Source organism: Pantoea sp. Cr_R13 (assembly GCF_029222565.1).
GTDB classification, from domain to species: domain Bacteria; phylum Pseudomonadota; class Gammaproteobacteria; order Enterobacterales; family Enterobacteriaceae; genus Pantoea; species Pantoea eucalypti.
In genome coordinates, this window is sequence record NZ_JARHXL010000018.1 from 320,967 (window position 1) to 343,859 (window position 22,893).

Below are 22,893 nucleotides of genomic sequence, written 5' to 3' on the forward strand. Positions count from 1 at the left end.
AGAAATGGAAAAGACATATAACCCGCAAGATATCGAGCAGCCGCTTTACGAGCATTGGGAAAAGCAGGGCTACTTCAAACCGAATGGCGATACCAGCCAGGAAAGCTTTTGCATCATGATCCCGCCGCCGAACGTTACCGGTAGCTTGCACATGGGTCACGCCTTCCAGCAAACCATCATGGACACCATGATCCGTTACCAGCGCATGCAGGGCAAAAATACCCTGTGGCAGGCAGGTACTGACCACGCGGGCATCGCCACGCAGATGGTGGTTGAGCGCAAAATTGCGGCTGAAGAAGGCAAAACGCGCCAGGACTATGGCCGCGATGCATTCATCGACAAAATCTGGCAGTGGAAAGCAGAATCTGGCGGCACCATTACCCGTCAGATGCGCCGTCTGGGTAACTCCGTCGACTGGGAGCGCGAGCGCTTCACCATGGACGATGGCCTCTCCAATGCCGTTAAAGAAGTGTTTGTTCGCCTCTATAAAGAGAACCTGATCTACCGTGGCAAGCGCCTGGTAAACTGGGATCCTAAGCTGCGCACGGCGATCTCCGATCTGGAAGTGGAAAACCGCGAGAGCAAAGGCTCAATGTGGCATATCCGCTATCCGCTGGCTGACGGCGCAAAAACCGCTGACGGCAAAGATTACCTGGTGGTCGCCACTACCCGTCCGGAAACCCTGCTGGGTGATACCGGCGTGGCGGTTAACCCGGAAGATCCACGTTATAAAGATCTGATCGGCAAATTTGTGATGCTGCCGCTGGTGGGTCGTCTGATTCCGATCGTGGGCGATGAACATGCCGACATGGAAAAAGGCACCGGCTGCGTCAAGATCACCCCGGCGCATGACTTCAACGACTATGAAGTCGGTCGTCGCCACAAACTGCCAATGATCAACATTCTGACCTTCGACGGTGATATCCGCGACCGCGCTCAGGTGTATGACACCAACGGCGAAGCCAGCGATGCCTGTTCCGATGAGATCCCGGCCGCTTTCCAGCACATGGAGCGCTTTGCCGCGCGTAAAGCCATTGTCGCCGCCGTCGATGAACTGGGCCTGCTTGAAGAGATCAAACCGCACGACCTGACCGTGCCTTACGGCGACCGTGGCGGTGTGGTTATTGAGCCGATGCTGACCGACCAGTGGTATGTGCGTACCGCGCCGCTGGCGAAAGTGGCGGTTGAAGCCGTTGAGAATGGCGACATCCAGTTCGTGCCGAAGCAGTATGAAAACATGTACTTCTCCTGGATGCGTGATATTCAGGACTGGTGTATTTCCCGTCAGCTCTGGTGGGGTCACCGCATCCCGGCCTGGTATGACGACAACGGTAACGTCTACGTTGGCCGTACCGAAGAGGAAGTCCGCGCTGAGAACAACCTGGCCGCCGATGTGGCGCTGCGTCAGGATGACGACGTGCTGGATACCTGGTTCTCCTCCGGTCTGTGGACCTTCTCCACCCTGGGCTGGCCAGAAAACACCGAAGCGCTGCGTACCTTCCATCCGACCAGCGTGCTGGTCAGCGGCTTCGACATCATCTTCTTCTGGATTGCCCGCATGATCATGCTGACCATGCACTTCATCAAAGATGAAAACGGCAAACCGCAGGTGCCGTTTAAAACCGTCTACATGACCGGTCTGATTCGTGATGAAGAAGGTCAGAAGATGTCGAAATCCAAGGGCAATGTGATTGACCCACTGGATATGGTCGACGGCATTTCGCTGGAAGCGCTGCTGGAAAAACGCACCGGCAACATGATGCAGCCACAGCTGGCAGAGAAGATCCGCAAACGTACCGAGAAGCAGTTCCCGGACGGCATTGAGCCATCAGGCACCGATGCGCTGCGTTTCACGCTGGCAGCACTGGCCTCAACCGGTCGCGACATCAACTGGGACATGAAGCGCCTGGAAGGGTATCGCAACTTCTGTAACAAGTTGTGGAACGCCAGCCGCTTTGTGCTGATGAACACCGAGGACCAGGATTGCGGACAGAACGGCGGCGATATGACGCTGTCGCTGGCGGATCGCTGGATTCTGACCGAGTTCAACAACACAGTGAAAGCCTACCGTGAAGCGCTGGATAGCTACCGTTTCGATATCGCGGCTAACCTGCTGTATGACTTCACCTGGAACCAGTTCTGTGACTGGTATCTGGAGCTGACCAAGCCGGTGATGAACAGCGGCAATGAATCTGAGCTGCGTGGCACCCGCCATACGCTGGTTCACGTGCTGGAAGCGCTGCTGCGCCTGGCGCATCCGATCATTCCGTTTATCACTGAAACCATCTGGCAGCGCGTGAAGGGTCTGAAAAATATCAGCGACGACACCATTATGCTGCAGCCTTTCCCGCATTACGATGCGTCGAAAGAAGATGCCGAAGCGAAAGCGGACATTGAGTGGATGAAGCAGGCGATCGTCGCGGTGCGTAATATCCGTGCCGAGATGAACATCGCGCTGAGCAAGCCACTGGATGTGCTGTTGCGTGACTGCTCGCCAGCAGCGCTGCGTCGCGTTGAAGCTAACCGCAACTTCCTGTCGCGCCTGGCGCGTCTGGAAAGCCTGACCATTCTGCCTGCGGGCGAGAAAGGCCCGGTGTCGGTAACCAAACTGGTTGAAGGCGCAGAGCTGCTGATCCCGATGGCGGATCTGGTGGATAAAACCGCCGAGCTGGAGCGTCTGGCGAAAGAGCTGGTTAAGCTGGATGTGGAGATCGAGAAGATCGAGACCAAGCTGGCGAACGAAGGCTTTGTTTCACGCGCGCCGGAAGCGGTCGTTGCGAAAGAGCGCGAACGCGTGGCAGACCTGCAACAATCAAAAGCAAAACTGATTGAACAGCAGGCGGTCATTGCGGCATTGTAAGCGTCTTAGCTGACAGCTTATTCATAAAGCCGGGCTTGCCCGGCTTTTTTATTGACCTCGTACAAATCCGGAAGAGATGATGACGACCAGCGCCACCCCGCGTGTTGACCTCCACGTGCGGCCGATTACTGCCGCCGATAATCCGCATATTGCCCAGGTGATTCGCGACGTTTCTGCGGAGTTCGGCCTGACGGCTGACAAGGGCTACACCGTCTCCGATCCCCAGTTGGATCACCTGTTTGAGCTTTACAGTGCCGACCAGAGCGCCTACTGGATTATTGAATATCAGGGCAAGGTGGTCGGTGGCGGCGGTGTTGCACCTCTCGCCTGCAGCGCGCCCGATATCTGCGAGTTGCAAAAGATGTACTTTCTGCCGGAGGTACGCGGGCAGGGTCTGGCGCGCGAACTGGCGCTGAGGGCGATGGAGCATGCACGCGGCCACGGCTTCCGTCGTTGCTATCTGGAAACCACCGTCAGCCTGACGCGGGCCATTAAACTCTATGAGTCGCTGGGTTTTGAGCATATCGATAGCGCGATGGGCTGTACCGGCCATGTCGACTGCGAAGTACGGATGCTGAAACAGCTATGACAATCGGGGCTGCCAGCCCCGCGACTATGATTGGTTCAGAACGTCGGAACGCCGCTGTGAAAGCGTAATTCGGTGTCAGGTTCGCTGATTAAACGCCCTTCTGTTATCCCAATCGCCTGCACGCGTGGCGTAATGTCTTTAGTGGCAATCTGCGCCGCCAGCGTTAAATAATCCTGATAGTGCCGCGCCTCTGAGCGCAGCAGCGACAGATAGAACTTTGCCAGTTCGTCATCAAGATAGGGTGCCAGACTGGCGAAGCGCTCGCAGGATCGCGCCTCAATGTAAGCGCCACAAATCAGCTTATCCACCAGGGTTTCCGGCTCATGCGTCGTCACTTCACGCAGCAGCGATTTGGCGTAGCGGCTGGAGGTGATCTTCTGATAGACCAGCCCGCGCGACTGCATAATTTCCCACACCTGATAGAAGTGATGCAGCTCCTCTTTAATCAGCAACACCATCTTCTCCACCAGCTCATCCGCCCAGGGCAGCGCATTGCGCACGATGATGCGTTTCGTCAGGTTTTTATGGGCATTGATAAAGTCGCTGTCGCCATCTTCGCGGAAGATAAAATCTTCATAGGGCTTCAGCCACGCCAGAATAGCGTCGCCGCTGGGTTTGTCGGCGACATATTTGCGGATCAACCACACCGCAGTCTGCGCGGCTTTCAGTTCGCACACCAGATGGTCGGTTAACAGCAGAGTCAGATTTTCTGGTTTGCGCGCCTCATCAATCCAGGCCTGGGGCGTGCGGCAGTGCAGAAACTGATAGATCGGTTCAAGTAACGGTGCGTAGTTCATGATGTCAAAACAGGTGTGGCAGAGGTGACAGGCGGAGAACTCTCCGCCCCGGCTACTTAGTGGCGAATACCATTATCATCTTCATCTTCGATGGCGTCGTCATCTTCGTCTTCATCTTCGGCATCGGGATCTTCGAAATAGGTGCCCCAGCCGTCATAATCGACGTTGTACTTGCCAATCAGGTTCACCAGCTGTTCAACCTGCGCATCAATCAGCTCCGGCTTCAGTGCAGATTCGCTGATAATATCGACACACATCACCGTGGTGCCATCTTCCAGCTCCAGCTCTTCCGGCTCGGTCACTTCATAACCCAGCTTGAAGGCGTCAACTGCGGCTTTTTCCAGTGAATCAAAATTATTGCATGAGAGATGATGCTCGATGGTATAGAGCGCATCAGGATCGCTGCCATCCTCCAGCAGCTCTTCAATAACCTGCCGCGTCTCTTCCTGCTGCTCTTCCAGTAATGCTTCATATGCCATGACAATGTCCTCTCTGAGTTCGGCAATAATCAATTATTTTCCCACACTGCCTGTCGCGCCACTACACAAAACGAAAAGTTTATTCAGCTCACACTTGAAAATGCATATTCATACGGTTAGATTGAATTTTAATTCATTTTAATTCATTTTAATGCTTACCGGAGTGTTGTATGAGTCAGCTGTATCAGCGCCATTTCCTCAGACTTCTGGATTTTACTCCCGCCGAAATTGATCATCTGCTGTCCCTTTCCGCTGAATTAAAACAGGCGAAAAAAAGCGCCAGTGAAGTGCAGTATCTGAAAGGTAAAAACATCGCGCTCATCTTCGAAAAAGACTCGACCCGTACACGATGCTCTTTCGAAGTTGCCGCTTACGATCAGGGTGCAAACGTCACTTATCTGGGCCCGAGTGGCAGTCAGATCGGCCATAAAGAGTCGATGCGCGACACTGCAAGGGTGCTGGGACGCATGTACGATGGTATTCAGTATCGCGGCTACGGTCAGGCGCTGGTGGAGACGCTGGCGGAACATGCGGGCGTGCCGGTGTGGAACGGTCTGACTACCGAGTTTCACCCGACCCAGTTGCTGGCTGACCTGCTGACCATGCAGGAGCATCTGCCGGGCAAAAAGCTCAGTGAGATGACGCTGGTTTATGTGGGTGATGCGCGCAACAACATGGGTAACACCATGCTGGAAGCGGCGGCACAGGTAGGTCTGGATCTGCGTCTGGTGGCACCGAAAAGCTGCTGGCCAGAGGACGAACTGGTGGCGCAGTGCCGTGACGCCGCGCAGCAGACCGGGGGTAAAATCACCCTTACCGAAAATATTGCCGACGGTGTGAAAGGCGCTGACTTTATCTACACCGACGTCTGGGTGTCGATGGGCGAAGCCAAAGAAGTCTGGGCCGAGCGTATCGCCCTGCTGCGTGACTACCAGGTTAACCGTGCGATGCTCGATCTGACCGGCAATCCGCAGGTTAAATTCCTGCACTGCCTGCCCGCTTTCCACGACGATCAGACCACGCTGGGCCAGCAGATGGCAGAGCAGTACGATCTGCCTAACGGCATGGAAGTGAGCAACGAGGTGTTTGAGTCGCCGCACAGCATTGTGTTCGACCAGGCTGAGAATCGGATGCACACCATTAAAGCCGTGATGGTCGCCACGCTGGGCCAGCGCTGACCGATGGCGCTCTGCAACCTGCGGACGCTGAACAGCGTCCCAGGCTGCAGAGCGTCCCGCTCGCCTTACCGTTAAGTAGCGTTAGTCAGATAAAGAAGCGCAAACGTTTTCCTCTTGCTGCTCTACCGCGAACGGGTATAATGCGGCCCAATTTGCCGGAGGAAATATGCTACAGCACAGCGGACAATTTGACGCGCCATCACGCCTGACCGCAGGCGGTGCTGCTGTTTCTTTCGGTCATCGACCCGATCATAAAAAAGCCCCTTAATCAGGGGCTTTTTTTTGTCCGCAATCCGGCCGCGCAGAGGAGAGAGCTATGCCTAACCCGCTATATCGCAAGCACATCATTTCAATCAACGACCTCAGTCGTGAAGAGCTGGAACTGGCACTGGACACCGCAGCCAGGCTGAAAGCCCATCCGCAGCCGGAACTGCTGAAGCACAAGGTTATTGCCAGTTGCTTCTTTGAAGCCTCGACCCGTACCCGCCTGTCGTTTGAGACCGCGATTCATCGCCTTGGCGCATCAGCGGTAGGCTTTGCTGACGGCAGTAATACCTCGCTGGGCAAGAAAGGCGAAACCCTGGCCGATACCATTTCCGTGATCAGCACCTACGTCGATGCGATTGTGATGCGTCATCCGCAGGAAGGCGCGGCGCGACTGGCAACGGAGTTCTCTGGCGGCATTCCGATTCTCAACGCCGGTGACGGCGCAAACCAGCATCCGACCCAGACCCTGCTCGATCTCTTCACCATTCAGGAGACGCAGGGCCGTCTTGGTCAGCTGAATGTGGCGATGGTCGGTGATCTGAAGTATGGCCGCACGGTGCACTCTCTGACGCAGGCGCTGGCGAAATTTGATGGCAACCGCTTCTTCTTTATCGCGCCCGATGCGCTGGCGATGCCGGCTTATATCACTGACATGCTGGATGAAAAGAATATCGCCTGGTCACGTCACGACAGCTTTGAAGAAGTGATGCCGCAGCTTGATATTCTTTACATGACGCGGGTGCAGAAAGAGCGGCTCGATCCGTCAGAATATGCCAACGTAAAAGCGCAGTTTATTCTGCGCGCCACCGATCTCACGACGGCACGTGACAACATGAAAGTGCTGCACCCGCTGCCGCGCATCGATGAGATCACCACCGATGTCGACAAAACCCCTTACGCCTGGTATTTCCAGCAGGCGGGTAACGGCATCTATGCGCGCCAGGCTCTGCTGGCTCTGGTTTTAAACAGCGAACTCGCCCTGTAAGGAGATTTCCCATGACGCAAGACAACAAATTGCAGGTCGAAGCGATCAAACGCGGCACGGTCATCGACCACATTCCGGCGCAGATTGGCTTTAAACTGCTCTCCCTGTTCCGGCTTACCGAAACCGATCAGCGCATTACCATCGGTCTGAATCTGCCATCGGGTGAGATGGGCCGCAAAGACCTGATTAAGATTGAAAATACGTTTCTCACTGACGATCAGGTCAATCAGCTGGCGGTCTATGCACCCCATGCCACGGTTAACCGCATCGACGATTATGAAGTGGTGGCGAAGATCGCCCCGACGCTGCCGGATCATGTTGAACGGGTGCTGACCTGCCCTAACAGCAACTGTATCAGCCGCAGCGAGCCGGTCTTCTCCAGCTTTACCGTGAAGCAGCGCGCCGACGATGTGCATCTGAAGTGCAAATATTGCGAGAAAGAGTTCGCCCGCCATGTGGTGCTGGGTCACTGGTAATCGCCCTGCCCGACCTTATAATGGGCAACAGTGGCGGCATCGCCGCCTGACGACGTAATCAAAGGAGCCAGGATGTCTCGTGAAATCAGTACTGAAAAAGCCCCTGCCGCTATCGGTCCCTATGTTCAGGGTGTCGATCTGGGCAGCATGATCATGACCTCCGGTCAGATTCCGGTTGATCCGGCGACCGGCCAGGTGGCGGATGACATTGCCGCACAGGCGCGTCAGTCACTGGAAAATGTGAAGGCGATTGTTGAAGCTGCGGGTCTGAAGGTTGGCGACATCGTGAAGACCACGGTGTTCGTAAAGGACCTGAATGATTTCGCCACGGTCAACGCGACCTATGAAGCGTTTTTCACCGAGCATGAAGCTCACTTCCCGGCGCGTTCCTGTGTCGAAGTGGCGCGTCTGCCAAAAGATGTGAAAATCGAAATCGAAGCGATTGCGATTCGTCGCTAAAGCGTAAGCCGCCGCTCTCCGCGGATGCCGGAGAGCGGCGGTGAATCACTTAACGCTTAGCAGGTCGCCACAGCCACAACACGGCTATTGCCAGCGCAAACAGCACGCCAAAGCCGACGCCCGTCGCTACCGCAGGCGCGCCCGCCTTAATCGCCAGCGTATAGAGCCCCAGCATAATCAGCATGGCGCTGTTCTCACCCAGGTTCTGTACCGCAATGGCATTGCCTGAACCGACACTCTCTTTGCCCCGCGCCTGTAACAGCGCATTCAGCGGCACCACAAAGAAACCGCCCAGAGCACCAATCAGCATCAGCACTAAATAAGCATTCAGCAGAGAGTGCTGCAGCGCAAAGACCACCACCATGACACCAATCAGCACACCAGCCGGCATACAGCGACGCACGGTCTGCAGCGTCACCAGCTTCGCCGCCGCCGCTGCGCCAATCACAATGCCGATTGCCACCATGGCATTCAGCGTGGTTGGCGTGGTGTTGTCATTGATGCCCAGCGCCACCGGCACCCAGAGCACCAGCAGGAAACGCAGCGTTACGCCTGCGCCCCAGAATAGACTGGTGCCGAGCAGCGAGAAGCGGGTTTCTGCGTCACGCCATAGCAGCGCGGCGGCACTGAAAAAGCTGCGTACCATCACGCCGAACTGCCAGCTCTGACCAGGCCGTGCCGCCTGCAGTTTCGGGATGAACAGGTTCGCGACCACAGCGATGCCATAGGTCAGCGCACAGATGCCCAGCGCCGCCAGAATATGCCAGTCAGCCAGCATCCCGCCCGCCACCGAACCCAGCAGAATGGCGGCGATGGTCGAAGCCTCCATCAGCCCGTTGGCTTTCACCAGCTTCTCGCCGTGGGTGATCTCACCGAGGATGCCATATTTGGCCGGCGAGTAAGCCGCTGCGCCCGCGCCCACCAGGGTATAACCGATGAAAGGATTGAAGCCGAAGCAGATCACCAGCGCGCCCAGCAGCTTCAGGCTATTAGCGAGCATCATCACCCGCCCTTTCGCCATGCTGTCCGCTACCTGACCGACAAACGGCGCCAGCAGAATATAGGCCGCGACAAACAGCATCTGTAAGACCGGCTGGCTCCAGTCGGGATAGAACTGACTTTTCAGTACCGCCAGCGTGGCAAACAGCAGCGCGTTATCGCCAAACGCCGAAAAGAACTGGGCGATAATCACGGCAATCATGCCGCGCGACATCAGCGGCGCATTACGATCAAGGCTCATGCCTGCTCCTCTTCCGCCATTTTTTTCAGCGTGACGTAATCGGGTTTACCACTGCCCAGCTGCGGCAACTGCTTCATAACGCGGATATCACGCGGCAGTGCAAGCTCTGGCGCACCCAGCTCGCGGGCTGCTTTCTGCAGCCTGTCGCGCACCAGTTCAGCGTCCGTGGTGAACAGCACCAGTGCCTCACCGCGCTGTCCATCCGGACGCAGCGACGCCGCATGTTGTTTCTCCGGCGACGCCTTCAGCGCGATCTGCTCGACGATCTCCAGCGACACCATCTCACCCGCGATCTTCGCAAAGCGTTTGGCACGTCCCTGAATCTGGCAGAAACCGCCTTCATCGAAGCTGACGATATCACCGGTGTCATACCAGCCCGCTTCCAGATTGCCTTCGCCGTCGTCGGCGGCCGGGGCTTCCAGCACGCCAGGATTTTCGACCCGCAGATAGCCCTTCATCACGTTTGGTCCGCGCAGTTGCAGGCGTCCGCCCTGCTCAATGCCCGGTACTGACATCAGTCGTGAATCCATGCCCGGCAGAATGCGTCCCACAGTGTGTGTCTTCGCTGCCATCGGCACATTAATCGCCACAACCGGCGCGCACTCGGTTACGCCGTAGCCTTCGAGAATGCGAATGCCATACTTCTCGATATAGAGCTGACGGGTGTTCTCCTGCAGCTTCTCCGCACCCGCAACGACATAGCGCAGACGGGCAAAATCATAGGGCGCGGCAAAGCGCGCGTAGTTACCCAGGAAGGTTGAGGTGCCGAACAGCACGGTGCAGTTACGGTCATAAACCAGCTCCGGCACGATGCGATAGTGCAGCGGGCTGGGGTAGAGGAAGACCTGAGCACCGGTCATCAGCGGCGTAAACAGCCCGACGGTCAGACCAAATGCATGGAACAGCGGCAGCGCCGACATAAAGCGGTCGCGCGGCGTGAAGTCGGCGATGGTGCGGATCTGTTCTACGTTCGCCAGCAGACTTTTATGGGAATGCACTACGCCTTTAGGGTTGCCTTCAGAGCCGGAGGTAAACAGCACCATCGCGGCGTCTTCCGGCTGTTGAGGTAACTGGGCGCGATGCGGCATCAGCAGATGGGCAAGGATCCACAGCTTGTCCTTGCCCGTGACGGTATCTTTCAGATCTTCCAGGTAGATCCACTGTACATCGTCCAGCCCCTGCGGCAGATGCCACAGATTGCCTTTGTCCAGGAACTGCCGCGACGTGAAGACGGTTTTAATCTGCGCCGCGGTCAGTGCTGCACGCATGCCGTTAACGCCCGCGCTATAGTTGAGCATGGCCGGAACGCGCCCGCGCAGTGTGGCACCGAAAATCGCCGCTGCCGTCACGGTGGTATTAGGCAGCAGGAGCCCCACCACTTCACGCGGCTGGCTGTAACGCTCCAGAATACGGCCTACGCCCAGCGACTTCTTCAGCAGGCCGTTATAGCTGTCGGGTTTGAAATTCACATCTTCGATGCAGCGCTTAAACGCGCCGTAACGCGTCCGCGCCGCCAGAAACGCCTCAAACAGGGTTTCACGCGGACGCACTGCCATGCGCGCTTCCATCATCACATGATGCAGATGCTCACCGGCCAGCACGCGGCGATCGCGCGCCCGTTTCGCCTCTGGCATCGGAATGCGGGTGGCGGGCAGAACGGTCAGAGTGATGCGCGGGAACAGGCGACGTTTAAACACGCCCGCCAGACGACCAAACGGCGTGTATTCAGCGCCTTCAATGCGCATTGGCACGACGTTAGCGCCGGAACGCGCCGCAACAAAGCCTGCCCCGCTGTAGATTTTCATCAGCGAGCCGGTAACAGTAATTCGTCCTTCCGGGAAGATGACCACCGGACGGCCCGTATCAATCAGCCGAACCAGCTGCTTCAGCGCCATGGGCCGGGTGGGATCCAGCGGCACAAAGTCGATAAAGGGTTTAACCAGACGCATAAACCAGCTTTCGCTGATGGTCGAGTAGACGGCAAACACCGGTTTAACAGGCAAAAATAGCGCCAGCAACATGCCGTCCAGAAACGACATATGGTTCGGGGTGATCAATACCTTCTGCTTATGCAGTTCGGCGACGTCGCCCCGCAGTTCGACCCGCCATAACAGGCGAAATATCAGGCGTAAAAGTGTGAAAGCCATGCCAGCTCCTTAGCATCGTGAAAAATAGCCCTCACGATGCAGGATTTGACGCGGTTCGACAACCGAATTATCGGCAATCTGATGCTGCTTCAGGGGGCCTGCCAGCCACCGCCCAGCGCGGCAATCAGCGCGACGCTGCTCACCCACTGCGTGGTCGCAAGCGTCAGCAAACTCTGCTGTGCGCTCAGGCTGCTGTTCTCAGTGGTCGCCACATCCAGGTAGTCAATCATGCCCGCCTCATACTGCAGGCGCGTCACCCGCGCCGAAGTCTGGGCCGCGTCGGTGGCGCGCTGCTGCGCGGCGATTTCGCCCTGCAGCGTGTTCAGCTCCACCAGCTTATCTTCCACCTCCTGCATCGCGGTCAGCACCGTCTGACGATAGGTGGCTACGCTGGCATCCCAGCTTGCCCGCGCCTGATCGACCTTCGCCGAGGTCGCACCCGCGTCGAGCAATGTACCGCTTAGCGCCGGTCCGAGTGACCAGACGCGGTCCGGCAGCGAGAAGAGGGAATGCAGCACGGAGGCGCTGACACCACCACTGGCGCTCAGAGTCAGGTCAGGATAGTAACCGGCTACCGCCACACCGATGGCGGCATTGGCGGCGGCCATATTACGTTCGGCGTACGCGATATCGGGACGGCGCTGTAACAGCTCGCCCGGCAGGGCTGCCGGAATCGCGGGTAATGTGGCCGTCAGTGGCGCAGCGGGCAGACTGAAGTCGGCCGGAGCTTTGCCGATCAGCAGTGCAATGGCGTGCTCCATCTGCGCACGCTGCCACTGATAATTCTGCGCCGAGGCGCTGGCGCTCTCCAGTTGCAACTGCGCCTGGGCCAGCGTGGCACGCGACGCGGTGCCCGCCTGATACTGGCTGGTAATCACGTTCAGATAGTGCTGATAAGCATCAACGCTCTGCTGATAGAGCGCGATTTTCTGATCCATGATGCGCAGCTGAAAATAGTCCTGCGCCAGCTCAGACTGGGCGCTCAGGGTGATGTTGGCCAGTTCTGCCGCGCTGGCCGAAGCACTGGCGCGGTTCTCCTCCAGCGTGCGCCGCAGTTTACCCCACAGATCCAGCTCCCAGCTGGCACTCAATTCCGCCTGATGGCTGCTGCTGGTGGTGCGAACGCTGCTGTTGGTGGCATGGCTGCCGCTGCGCGTCACACTGCCATCGTAGTCCAGCGAGGGAAACAGCGCTGCACGTGACTCAGCCGCCAGAGCCTGCGCCTGCCGGTACTGCGCGGCATAGGTTGCTACGTTCTGATTCGACACGCTGACCTGGTTCAACAGCCTGCTCAGCGTGGCGTCATGGTAAACCGTCCACCACTCGCCTTTGCTTTGCGCATCCAGCGGTGTCGCCGGCTGCCAGCCTCGGGCCTCTTTATAGTGAACCGGCATCGCCACAGACGGGCGCTGATAGTCAGGACCCACACTACAGCCGCACAGCAGCATCACAACAAACGGGATGAGAGGTTTCATGGATCAGGATTCCGCAGGGCGCAAACGACGCCATTGACGTTGAGTGGCACGGCCCAGACGATCAAGCCAAAGATAAACAACCGGCGTGGTGAACAGCGTCAGTAGCTGGCTAAGCGCCAGTCCGCCTGCAATCGCAATCCCCAGCGGACTGCGCAGGTCGGCATCACCGCCGCTGCCCAGCGCCAGCGGCAAGGCGCCAAAAAAGGCGGCCAGCGTGGTCATCATGATTGGCCGGAAGCGCATCAGGCATGCCTGGGTGATCGCCTGCTGCGGCGACATGCCCAGCCGCCGCTCCGCATCAATGGCGAAATCAATCATCATGATGGCGTTCTTTTTCACGATGCCGATCAGCAGGATGATGCCAATCAGCGCGATCACCGTAAGCTGCGTATTGGTCAGCAGCAGCAGTAGCATCGCTCCGACGCCCGCTGACGGCAGCGTCGAGAGAATGGTCAGCGGATGGATATAACTCTCATAGAGCACGCCGAGCACGATGTAGACCGCCGCCAGCGCCGCCAGAATCAGCCACGGCATGGTGGCGGTCAGCTGTGAAAAGGCCGCGGCGGTACCGGCAAAACCGGCATGAATGGTCGAGGGCAGGCCCAGCTTCGCCATCGCCTGTTTAATCAGTAACTGCGCCTGCTCCAGCGAAACGCCATCATTGAGGTTAAATGCCACCGTGCTGGTGGCAGACTGGCCCTGATGCGCCACCGACAGTGGCGCGTTGCCACCGCTGAAGCGGACAAAGGCGGAGAGCGGCACGCGATCACCGCTGTCGTTAATCACATAGAGTTGTTGCAGCGTCGCCGGATTCGCGGTGTCGCTGTCCTGCAGCGACATCACCACGTGATACTGATTCAGGGTGTGATAGAGCGTGGCGATCTGCCGCTGGCTGAAGGCATTATTCAGCAGCGTATCCAGCATTTTCACGTTGACGCCCAGCCGGGTGGCGCGGTCGCGATCAATCGTCAGCTCCACCTCCTGACCGCCGGTCTGCGAGTCGGAATCTACGCTGTTAAGCTGGGGAATGGCTGCCAGCGCCGCCTGCACTTTCGGCGTCCAGACCCGCAGCAGCGCAAGATCGTCCGCCTGCAGGCTGTACTGATACGTCGCGTTAGCGCTACGTCCGCCAATGTGCAGATCCTGCGCCGCCATCAGGAACATCTGCGCCCCGGCGATATGGCTGGTTTTTCGCGTCAGCCGGTTAGCCACCTCAGTAGCCGTGGCATTGCGCTGGCTAAAATCCCTGAGCCGCACAAAGAAGTTAGCGCTGTTGCGGGAACCAAACATTCCGCTGCCCATAGACGACATCACGCTTTCGACCGCCGGGTCTTCCTGGATGATCTTTGTAAACATCAGCATTTTCGGCTTCATCGCCTGGAATGAGATGTTCTGATCGGCACGCAGCGCGCCCATCAGCAGCCCGGTGTCCTGATTGGGGAAAAAGCCCTTTTGCACCACCGTAAAGAGAAAAACGTTCAGCAGCACGGTCAGCAGCAGGCTGAGCAGCGTCAGTTTCTGATGGCGCATCACCCAGGCCAGCCCGCGTCCGTAGGCAGCCAGCAGGCGGTTCAGCTGGTTTTCAATAAACTGATAAAGCGGATGTGGTCGCTGGCTGACGGGCGGTTTAGGCTTTAGCAGGCGTGCGCAGAGCATCGGTGTCAGGCTGAGTGAGACGAACAGCGAGATCAGCAGCGACACAGTAAGCGTTACGGCAAATTCGCGGAACAGCCGCCCGACAATGCTGCCCATCAGCAGGATCGGGATAAACACTGCAATCAGCGACACGGTCATCGACAGCACGGTGAAGCTCACCTCCTGCGCCCCGCGCAGCGCCGCCCGCAGCGGACTCAGCCCACGCTCAATATGGCGAGTGATATTCTCCAGCACCACAATCGCATCATCCACCACGAAGCCAGTGGAGATGATCAGCGCCATCAGCGACAGGTTATCCAGGCTGTAACCCAGCAGGTACATCACCGCGCAGGTGCCGATCAGCGACACCGGCAGCGCCAGTGCCGGAATGATCACTGCCTGCAAATTGCGCAGGAAAATAAACACCACCGCTATCACCAGCAGCACCGCGATCAGCAGCGTCTCTTCGGTGTCATACAGTGAGGCGCGCACGCCGGGCGAACGGTCAACCACCACTTTCAGCTGGCTGTCAGCGGGCAGACTTTTTTCCAGCAGCGGCAACTGCGCTTTGATCGCGTCGATGGTTTCGAGCATGTTCGCGCCCGCCTGACGTTTAATGCCGATCATCACCGCAGGCGTGGCATTGAGGAATCCCGCCTGATAACGATCTTCCACCGAGTCATAGACTGTGGCGACGTCGCGCAGCCGCACCGCCTTGCCCTGCTGCCAGGTGATGATCAGATCGCGGTAGCTGGCGGCCTTCTCCAGCTGTCCGTTGCTGTCCACCAGCCACGACTGGTCACTGCTCTGCAAAATTCCTTTGGGCAGATTGGTGGTGCTGTTGGCGACAGCGGCGCGTACCGTCTCCAGCGAGATGCCGTAATGCGTCAGCTTCAGCGGCTGCAGATCGATGCGCACCGCGGGTAAGGCGCTGCCCATCAGCGAGACTTCGCCGACGCCCTGCACCTGCCCCATCACCTGTTCGATTTTGCTCTCTGCCAGGTCATAAAGCTCGCCGGGCGAGCGGGTGGCGGAGGTCAGCGCCAGCATGACAATTGGCGCATCTGACGGGTTGGCTTTGCGATAAGAGGGCAGCGAGGCCATCGCGCTCGGCAGCAGGCTGCGCGCCGCGTTGATCGCCGCCTGTACGTCGCGTGCCGCGCCATTGATATCGCGGTCCAGATCAAACTGCAGGATGACCGTGCTGGAGCCCTGCGAACTGCTGGAGGTCATCTCACTGATACCGGCAATCTGCCCCAGCGAACGTTCCAGCGGCGTCGCGACGGTGGCGGCCATCGTTTCCGGGCTGGCCCCCGCCAGGCTGGCGCTGACCATGATGGTCGGGAAATCGACCTGCGGCAGCGGTGCCACCGGCAGCAGCCGGTAGCCCAGCGCGCCGAGCAACAGTATCGCCAGCGTCAGCAGCAGCGTCGCCACCGGACGAAAGACAAACAGCCGGGTCAGATTCATTGCCCACTCCGCGCCTGCTGCTGACGGCGTTTCACCCAGGCGTTGCCGCGCTGCGCCAGCCCATCAAACAGCAGGTAGATCACCGGCGTGGAGAAGAGCGTCAGCACCTGACTGACAATCAGCCCGCCGACAATCACCAGCCCCAGCGGCTGCCGCAGCTCTGCGCCCGAGCCGGAAGCCAGCATTAGCGGTAACGCGCCGAGCAACGCCGCCATGGTCGTCATCAGGATCGGGCGGAAGCGCAGCAGGCAGGCCTGATGAATCGCGTCACGCGGGCTGAGATGCTGCTTGTGTTCTGCCTCCAGCGCGAAGTCGATCATCATGATGGCGTTCTTTTTCACGATACCGATGAGCAGGATGACACCAATCAGCGCAATCAGGCTGAACTCCGTGCCTGCCAGCAATAGCGTCAGCAGCGCGCCCACCGCCGCCGACGGCAGCGTTGAGAGAATGGTGACCGGATGGATAAAGCTCTCGTAGAGGATGCCGAGTACCACATACATAGTGATCAGCGCCGCCAGAATCAGCCACAGCGTGTTGCCGGTGGCACTCTGGAACGCCGAGGTTTCGCCCTGGTAACGCAGCGTGGTGCTCTCTGGCAGCTGCAACTGCTGCCGCACGTCGGCGATCGCCCGCTGCCCATCCTCCAGCGAGTAGCCCGGATTAAGGTTGAAGGAGATCATCACCGCCGGAAACTGATTCAGCCGCATGTGCATCAGCGAGCCGGTGCGCTGATGAATAGTGGCGATAGCGGTAAGTTTCACCATGCCGCTGCTGGCCGTGTCGCTATCAGAAGCTGAGCTGGACGTGGACGTTGATGAAGACGTTGATGTTGATGACGAAGCCGTAGATGAAGCCGTGCTGGTAGATGATGACGAACTGCTGCCGGAAGAGGGCTGCAGATAGACATCATCAAACGACGCCGGACCCTGCTGGTAAGCCGGAGCGACTTCCAGCACCACCCGATACTGATTCGACTGGGTGAAAATAGTCGAGACCAGACGCTGACCAAAAGCGTTATAGAGCGCGGTGTCCACGTCCGACGCAGTAATGCCAAAGCGCGCCGCTTTATCGCGGTTCAGCTCAACGTATGAGACGCGCCCCTGATCCTGCAGGTTACTTACCACGCCATTAAATTCGGGCCGCTGCTGCAACGCCGCCACCATTTTTGACGACCCGCTGACCAGATTCTCACTGTCGGCGTCGTCCAGGGTGAACTGATACTGACTCGGCGAGACCTGGTCGTTGACGGTGAGATCCTGCGCCGGTTGCAGATAGAGCCGGATACCCGGCACATCGGCGGTCGCCTGTTGCAGTTGTTTAATCACCTCATCCGCCTTCACATCACGCGAGCCAAATGGCTTAAGGTTGATCTGCAACCGTCCGCTGTTGAGACTGGTGTTGGTGCCGTCGATGCCAATCGTCGATGAGACGCTCTCCACCGCCGGGTTTTTCAGGATCAGTGCCGACAATGCCTGCTGCCGCGTGGCCATCGCTTTAAATGACACATCCTGTGAGGCGACAGTAATGCCCTGAATCAGCCCGGTATCCTGGGTCGGAAAGAAGCCCTTCGGCACCATCATATAGAGCAGCGCGGTCAGCCCGAAGGTCGCCAGCGCCACCAGCAGCGTCAGTTTCTGATGGTTAAGTACCACGGTCAGCAGCCGGTCATAGCCGCGCACCAGCGCATCGAAAAGTTCGCCGCCCTTGCGGGAAAAAGTTGACTGCTGTTCGGGCGGAATGTGGCGCAGCAGATACGCACACAGCATTGGCGTCAGAGTCAGCGACACCAGCATCGACACCAGAATCGCCACCGCCAGCGTGATCGCGAACTCCCGAAACAGTCGCCCGACCACATCACCCATAAACAGCAGCGGGATCAGTACGGCAATCAGTGAAAAGGTCAGCGAGATGATGGTGAAGCCAATCTGCTGTGAGCCCTTCAGCGCCGCCTCCATCGGCGACTCGCCCTGCTCCAGCCGCCGGGAAATGTTCTCGACCACCACAATGGCGTCATCAATAACAAAACCGGTGGCGATAGTCAGCGCCATCAGCGACAGGTTATTCAGGCTGAAGCCCGCCAGATACATCACACCAAAGGTGCCGACCAGCGACAGCGGCACCGCCACGCTGGGGATCAGCGTAGCGGCCACGTTGCGCAGGAACAGGAAGGTCACCATCACCACCAGCGCAATCGACAGCATCAGCTCAAACTGCACATCACTGATCGAGGCGCGGATGGTCTGGGTGCGGTCGGAGAGAATCGTCATCTTCACCCCGTCCGGCAGCGCCGCCTGCAGCGCGGGGAGCTGCGCCTTGATGTTGTCCACCACCTGAATCACGTTTGCGCCGGGCTGGCGCTGCACGCTAATCACAATCGCCGGCTGGTTGTTGGCCCACGCCGACTGGAAGCTGTTCTCCGGGCCCTGTTCAATATGGGCGATATCTTTCAGGCGCAGTGCCGCGCCATTTTCATAGGTGAGGATCAGGTTGCCGTACGCGTCGGCGGTGCGCAGCTGGTCGTTGGCATCAATGGTGACCGAATGATATTTCCCGTCAAAGCCGCCTTTGGAGCCATTAACGTTGCTGTTGCCAATCAGCGTATTCACCGCCTCCAGCGTCAGATGATGCGCCGCCAGCGCCTGAGGATTCATCTGCACCCGAATCGCGGGCTGATGTCCGCCTGCCAGCGTTACCATCCCGACACCGGAGATCTGCGACAGCTTCAGTGCTACCCGGGTATTGACCAGATCCTGCACCTCGGTCAGCGGCAGCGTGCTGGAGCTCGCCGCCAGCGTCACCACCGCACTGTCCGCCGGGTTAACCTTTTTGTAGGTCGGCGGATTGGGCAGATTGTCGGGCAGCAGGTTATTCGCCGCATTGATCGCCGCCTGCACCTCCTGCTCGGCGACATCCAGCGACAGATCGAGGCTGAACTTCAGGGTAATGATCGACGCACCGCTGGCGCTGGTGGAGCTCATCTGGCTCAGCCCGGCCATCTGCCCTAACTGACGCTCCAGCGGCGACGTAACTGACGACGCCATGACATCCGGACTGGCGCCCGGATAGAGCGTGGTGACCTGAATGGTCGGATAGTCGACCTGCGGCAGCGCCGAGGTCGACAGAAATTTATAGGCAAAAATACCGGAGATCAGCACGCCGATCATCAGCAGAATGGTGGCGACCGGACGCAGGATAAACAGGCGAGACGGGTTCATTTCGACACAGCACCGGCAGCAGGTGTCTCATCGGCCAGCGTGACTTTGCTGCCGCTGGTGAGGCGATCAATCCCTTCCGTCACCAGCCGATCGCCTGGCGAAACGCCGCTGAGGATCGCCTGCTGATCGTCGCCGAACGCGGGGCCGGTGGTGACCGCTTTGCGCGTGACGGTGTGATCCTGATTGATCACAAAGACAAAGCTGCCGTCGCTGCTCAACTGCAGGGCCTGCGCCGGGATCACCGTCGCGCCTTTCAGCACCCGGATCTGCAGTCGCAGATTGACAAACTGGTTAGCAAACAGCGACTCATCCTGGTTGGCGAATACCGCTTTCAGCGCCACGGTGCCGGTGGCGGTGTCGATCTGGTTGCTGATGAACTTTACTTCGCCGCTGGCGAGCTGATGCTGGTTGTCCTGATCAAACAGCGTGGCGGGCAGGCTCTGGCCCTGATGCAGCACGCTGACCAGCGCCGGGATATCGCTTTGCGGCACGCTAAAGGTCACGGCGGCGGGCTGCATCTGGGTGATCGTCACCAGGCCCGTGCTGCTGGCGCTCTGAACCATGTTGCCGGGGTCGATCTGACGCAAACCGACGCGCCCGCTGATCGGGGCGGTGATGCGGGCATATTCAATGCTCAGCCTGGCACTGGCGATCTGCGCCTGATCGGCGGCGACCGCACCGCGATACTGCCCGACGGTGGCAATCTGGCTGTCCAGATCCTGACGCGCCAGCGCATCCTGCGCCGCCAGTTTGCGGTAGCGCGCCAGCGTCAGTTCGGCGCTGTTCAGCAGCGCCTGATTTTCGCTGAGTTCGCCCTGATACTGGTTCAGCGTCGCCTGATAGCTGCGCGGATCGATCTGCGCCAGCAACTGCCCGGCACTGACCTTCTGCCCTTCGGTAAAGAAAACCTGCTCCAGCTGGCCGTCAACGCGGCTGGTCACCGTCACGCTGGCGTTGGGGATCACCGTGCCGAGCGCATTGAGCCACACCGGCACATCCGCCGTGCTGGCCATACCGCTGTGAACCAGCGTCGCCCCGCCGCCCATCATGCCATGCGCGCCATGCCTGCCCGGCGGCATCCCCTCACCCGGCCCATGACCCGCCGTCAGCAGACGCCAGATAACACCCGCGACAATCGCAACCACCAGCAACAGGAGCAGCCATTTGAGCCCAAAAGTACGCCCGGGGCGAGAAAGGTGAGTCATCGTCAAACTCTTCAGGTAAGCAGAAAAAGAAATCCCGGAACATGCGGAATACGGCAGTGTGAACCGGCTGAGGCGAGCAAAAAAATGCCAGGCTTCACGGCGGCCATTATCGGTGAAAGCCGACGCGCCTTTCTATTGGCAAACTGTCAGGGTTTCGTTAAGAACGATGATGATTTAACGGCGGTTATACAGCGGGAATGGCAGGGTCCGGCGAGCAGGCAAAAAAAACCCACGCATCTGCGTGGGTTGGTGTAATAACAGGAATCTCACTGCCGAAGCGGTGTTGTTTTCACACCCATCAATACCTCTGGGACTGCTATCCTCGCACTGATTGACCGCGCGGGGACAGCGAGAAAACGCAACCGAATTCGGGGAAGTGCAACGAGGTGTGAATATCTTTCACGTCTCGCTTACACTCTGATTCCACTAAGATTTATCCGAAGTATTGGTCGCCGGTTTCGTGTAAATGGCATCTGGCGCAATGTTCATGTGTTTCAGCACCGGCCCCATAATATTACCGAACACTGGTGCGGCAACCGAGCCACCGAAGTGATCGCCTGCCGTTGGATGGTTGATCATCACCACCAGCGCCACTTCAGGATGGCTGGCTGGCGCAATACCGGCGGTGTAGTTGACGTAGCCGCCATCATACTTGCCGCTGGTGCCCATTTTTTCCGCCGTACCGGTTTTGGTCGCCAGACGATAACCCGGCACCGCGGCTTTCAGCCCGGTTCCGCCCGGCAGGACGTCACTCTCCAGCATATGCACCACCTCTTTTACCGTTTCCGGGTTGGCAACCTGCCGCCCCATGACCGGTGGCGTAACGCGGGTGATCGACAGCGGACGGTAAACGCCATAAGAGCCGAGCGTGGCGTATTCACGGGCAATCTGCAGCGGCGTGACACGCAGGCCGTAGCCAAAGGAGAAAGTGGCTCGCTCGATATCGGCCCAGCGGGCGCGGTGCAGCGGGAAGTAGCCGACGCTTTCGCCGGTCAGCCCTAATCCGGTGGGTTTACCCAGGCCAAACGCCTGATAGGTATTCACCAGCGCTTCCGCAGGCATCGCCAGCGCGAGGTGTGATACGCCAATGTCACTCGATTTTTGCAGAATGCCCGTCATGGTCAGGCGCGGCCAGTGACCGACGTCGCGGATCAGGTGGCCGTTCACGCTATAAGGCGTGGTATCGATGACGGAATCCGGGCGCACCAGGTGGCGCTCCAGCGCCTCCATGACCACTAACGGCTTAACAGTCGATCCCGGCTCATAGCTGTCATTGATGGCCGAGTTACGCATCTGCGCCGGGGTAGCCCCTTCGTAGTTATTAGGGTTGAACGACGGATAGGAGGCCATCGCCAGAATCTCGCCGGTGTCAATTTTCACCAGCACGGCGGCGCCTGAATCCGCCTTGTTGATCAGCACGCCGTCACGCAGTTTGCTGTAGAGCGTGTACTGGTCATATTTGTCGATGCTGAGCTGCACCGTTGGTGGCTGAGTCGGCGGCTGATAGTTGATCATTGCGATGATATTGCCCGCCGCATCCTGACGATAGACCTCTTTGCCCGGCTCGCCCTGCAACACCTTATCAAAGCCTTTTTCCAGGCCATTAAGACCCACGTTATCCGCACCCACGATGCCGAGCAGCGGCGCAGAGGCCTCGCTCATCGGATAGAAACGGCTGTCGTCGTAGACTTCGCTGATGCCTTTCAGCTTCAGTTCTTTAATATCTTTCGCGATGCCCAGTTCAACTTTACGGCCCAGATAGAGGAAGCGACGTTTCGGGTTGGCGGTGATCTGCGCGGCCAGTTCTTCTGGACGGGTGTTAAGCGCCGCCGCAAGATAGGCCCATTTAGCGCTGGTGAAATCGGGGTTACTCTCAAGCACACGCTGCGGATCGGCAATGACATCGCGCGATGGCACGCTAAGCGCCAGCGCTTCACCGTTACGATCCAGCAGGGTACCGCGGCTGGTCGGCAGCGTGACGGTACGCAGCGATCGCTGATCGGCTTCGTGCTCCAGCATCGGCTGATTCAGGAACTGCAGGTCAGCGACGCGCGCCAGCAGCACCACCAGACAGGTCGTGACACCCAGGCAGATCAGCCGAAAACGAAAAGGGTTAAATGGCGCTTTTATCTGGTCTTTTCCCAGTAGTTTTTTAATCCGGGGCATGGCATTCCGCTGCGCAAAATAAAGAGAAAGAGGCTGGTGCCAGAAGTTATAAAGAAAGCGCTGGCTGTATAACAGGAAAACTGTGTATCAGTTCGTTATCGACCGCTGATTTTGGGCAAAAAAAACCTGCGCATCTGCGCAGGTTGGTGTAATCAAGAAAATCTATTGATGTTCACCCATCAATACCTCTGGGACCCTGAATGTAGCAAGAGGGATTAATCGGCTGCTATCTCTCAAACGCAACAGT

The 22,893-nt window shown here is 58.4% G+C and carries 15 protein-coding genes; 6 read left to right on the top strand and 9 right to left on the bottom strand.

Annotated elements, in window-relative coordinates; translation table 11 throughout:
- The first annotated feature begins 4 nt into the window (after window positions 1-4).
- Together P2R09_RS18445 and P2R09_RS18450 are read left to right on the top strand one after the other, a co-directional pair.
- Entirely contained in the window at window positions 5-2,860 is a 2,856-nt protein-coding gene (locus P2R09_RS18445; protein WP_039658909.1) for a valine--tRNA ligase, read from the top strand.
- A gap of 79 nt (window positions 2,861-2,939) precedes the next feature.
- The gene (locus tag P2R09_RS18450; RefSeq protein ID WP_275772133.1) at window positions 2,940-3,449 is read left to right on the top strand and encodes a GNAT family N-acetyltransferase; all 510 of its coding nucleotides are present in this window, start codon (window positions 2,940-2,942) and stop codon (window positions 3,447-3,449) included.
- Between the two features lie 35 nt (window positions 3,450-3,484).
- Here P2R09_RS18450 and miaE read toward each other — a convergent pair whose 3' ends face one another.
- Window positions 3,485-4,246: a tRNA isopentenyl-2-thiomethyl-A-37 hydroxylase MiaE gene (gene miaE, locus P2R09_RS18455; protein WP_275771859.1), complete on the bottom strand. Its 762-nt coding sequence runs from the start codon at window positions 4,244-4,246 to the stop codon at window positions 3,485-3,487.
- A 56-nt stretch (window positions 4,247-4,302) separates the two neighbouring features.
- Entirely contained in the window at window positions 4,303-4,725 is a 423-nt protein-coding gene (gene rraB / locus P2R09_RS18460) for a ribonuclease E inhibitor RraB (protein ID WP_003851004.1), read from the bottom strand.
- Window positions 4,726-4,895: 170 nt separating this feature from the next.
- Here rraB and argF point away from each other — a divergent pair, with 170 nt between their 5' ends.
- The 4 genes from argF to ridA all read left to right on the top strand — a co-directional run bounded on the left by argF (window position 4,896) and on the right by ridA (window position 8,090).
- The gene (gene argF / locus P2R09_RS18465) at window positions 4,896-5,903 is read left to right on the top strand and encodes an ornithine carbamoyltransferase (RefSeq protein WP_275771861.1); all 1,008 of its coding nucleotides are present in this window, start codon (window positions 4,896-4,898) and stop codon (window positions 5,901-5,903) included.
- Between the two features lie 316 nt (window positions 5,904-6,219).
- The gene (pyrB, locus tag P2R09_RS18470; protein WP_008925443.1) at window positions 6,220-7,155 is read left to right on the top strand and encodes an aspartate carbamoyltransferase; all 936 of its coding nucleotides are present in this window, start codon (window positions 6,220-6,222) and stop codon (window positions 7,153-7,155) included.
- Window positions 7,156-7,166: 11 nt separating this feature from the next.
- Entirely contained in the window at window positions 7,167-7,631 is a 465-nt protein-coding gene (gene pyrI, locus P2R09_RS18475) for an aspartate carbamoyltransferase regulatory subunit (protein WP_008925442.1), read from the top strand.
- A gap of 72 nt (window positions 7,632-7,703) precedes the next feature.
- Complete coding sequence (ridA, locus tag P2R09_RS18480; protein WP_003851016.1) at window positions 7,704-8,090, top strand: 2-iminobutanoate/2-iminopropanoate deaminase; 387 nt, start codon at window positions 7,704-7,706, stop codon at window positions 8,088-8,090.
- Window positions 8,091-8,139: 49 nt separating this feature from the next.
- Here the strand turns inward: ridA and lplT are convergent, their stop codons facing one another.
- The 7 genes from lplT to P2R09_RS18515 all read right to left on the bottom strand — a co-directional run bounded on the left by lplT (window position 8,140) and on the right by P2R09_RS18515 (window position 22,646).
- Complete coding sequence (gene lplT / locus P2R09_RS18485) at window positions 8,140-9,330, bottom strand: lysophospholipid transporter LplT (RefSeq protein WP_275771864.1); 1,191 nt, start codon at window positions 9,328-9,330, stop codon at window positions 8,140-8,142.
- Entirely contained in the window at window positions 9,327-11,477 is a 2,151-nt protein-coding gene (gene aas / locus P2R09_RS18490; protein ID WP_003851019.1) for a bifunctional acyl-ACP--phospholipid O-acyltransferase/long-chain-fatty-acid--ACP ligase, read from the bottom strand. Before aas ends, lplT begins: the two co-directional genes overlap by 4 nt.
- A gap of 89 nt (window positions 11,478-11,566) precedes the next feature.
- Window positions 11,567-12,952, bottom strand: a complete 1,386-nt coding sequence (locus tag P2R09_RS18495; protein WP_275771867.1) for an efflux transporter outer membrane subunit — start codon at window positions 12,950-12,952, stop codon at window positions 11,567-11,569.
- 3 nt (window positions 12,953-12,955) lie between these two features.
- Entirely contained in the window at window positions 12,956-16,057 is a 3,102-nt protein-coding gene (locus tag P2R09_RS18500; protein WP_275771869.1) for an efflux RND transporter permease subunit, read from the bottom strand.
- A complete protein-coding gene (locus tag P2R09_RS18505; protein WP_275771871.1) occupies window positions 16,054-19,275 on the bottom strand; it encodes an efflux RND transporter permease subunit in 3,222 nt (1,073 codons plus the stop codon). The genes P2R09_RS18500 and P2R09_RS18505 overlap by 4 nt, the downstream gene beginning before the upstream one ends.
- Complete coding sequence (locus P2R09_RS18510; RefSeq protein ID WP_275771873.1) at window positions 19,272-20,480, bottom strand: efflux RND transporter periplasmic adaptor subunit; 1,209 nt, start codon at window positions 20,478-20,480, stop codon at window positions 19,272-19,274. Before P2R09_RS18510 ends, P2R09_RS18505 begins: the two co-directional genes overlap by 4 nt.
- Before the next feature lie 426 nt (window positions 20,481-20,906).
- Window positions 20,907-22,646: a penicillin-binding transpeptidase domain-containing protein gene (locus P2R09_RS18515; protein WP_039658924.1), complete on the bottom strand. Its 1,740-nt coding sequence runs from the start codon at window positions 22,644-22,646 to the stop codon at window positions 20,907-20,909.
- Window positions 22,647-22,893 lie beyond the last annotated feature (247 nt).

Coding starts and splice junctions, on each gene's coding strand:
- P2R09_RS18510 (WP_275771873.1), bottom strand. CDS start 20,480: ATGACTCACCTTTCTCGCCCCGGGCGTACTTTTGGGCTCAAATGGCTG.
- pyrB (WP_008925443.1), top strand. CDS start 6,220: ATGCCTAACCCGCTATATCGCAAGCACATCATTTCAATCAACGACCTC.
- aas (WP_003851019.1), bottom strand. CDS start 11,477: ATGGCTTTCACACTTTTACGCCTGATATTTCGCCTGTTATGGCGGGTC.
- argF (WP_275771861.1), top strand. CDS start 4,896: ATGAGTCAGCTGTATCAGCGCCATTTCCTCAGACTTCTGGATTTTACT.
- ridA (WP_003851016.1), top strand. CDS start 7,704: ATGTCTCGTGAAATCAGTACTGAAAAAGCCCCTGCCGCTATCGGTCCC.
- miaE (WP_275771859.1), bottom strand. CDS start 4,246: ATGAACTACGCACCGTTACTTGAACCGATCTATCAGTTTCTGCACTGC.
- P2R09_RS18505 (WP_275771871.1), bottom strand. CDS start 19,275: ATGAACCCGTCTCGCCTGTTTATCCTGCGTCCGGTCGCCACCATTCTG.
- P2R09_RS18450 (WP_275772133.1), top strand. CDS start 2,940: ATGACGACCAGCGCCACCCCGCGTGTTGACCTCCACGTGCGGCCGATT.
- P2R09_RS18495 (WP_275771867.1), bottom strand. CDS start 12,952: ATGAAACCTCTCATCCCGTTTGTTGTGATGCTGCTGTGCGGCTGTAGT.
- P2R09_RS18445 (WP_039658909.1), top strand. CDS start 5: ATGGAAAAGACATATAACCCGCAAGATATCGAGCAGCCGCTTTACGAG.
- lplT (WP_275771864.1), bottom strand. CDS start 9,330: ATGAGCCTTGATCGTAATGCGCCGCTGATGTCGCGCGGCATGATTGCC.
- pyrI (WP_008925442.1), top strand. CDS start 7,167: ATGACGCAAGACAACAAATTGCAGGTCGAAGCGATCAAACGCGGCACG.
- rraB (WP_003851004.1), bottom strand. CDS start 4,725: ATGGCATATGAAGCATTACTGGAAGAGCAGCAGGAAGAGACGCGGCAG.
- P2R09_RS18515 (WP_039658924.1), bottom strand. CDS start 22,646: ATGCCCCGGATTAAAAAACTACTGGGAAAAGACCAGATAAAAGCGCCA.
- P2R09_RS18500 (WP_275771869.1), bottom strand. CDS start 16,057: ATGAATCTGACCCGGCTGTTTGTCTTTCGTCCGGTGGCGACGCTGCTG.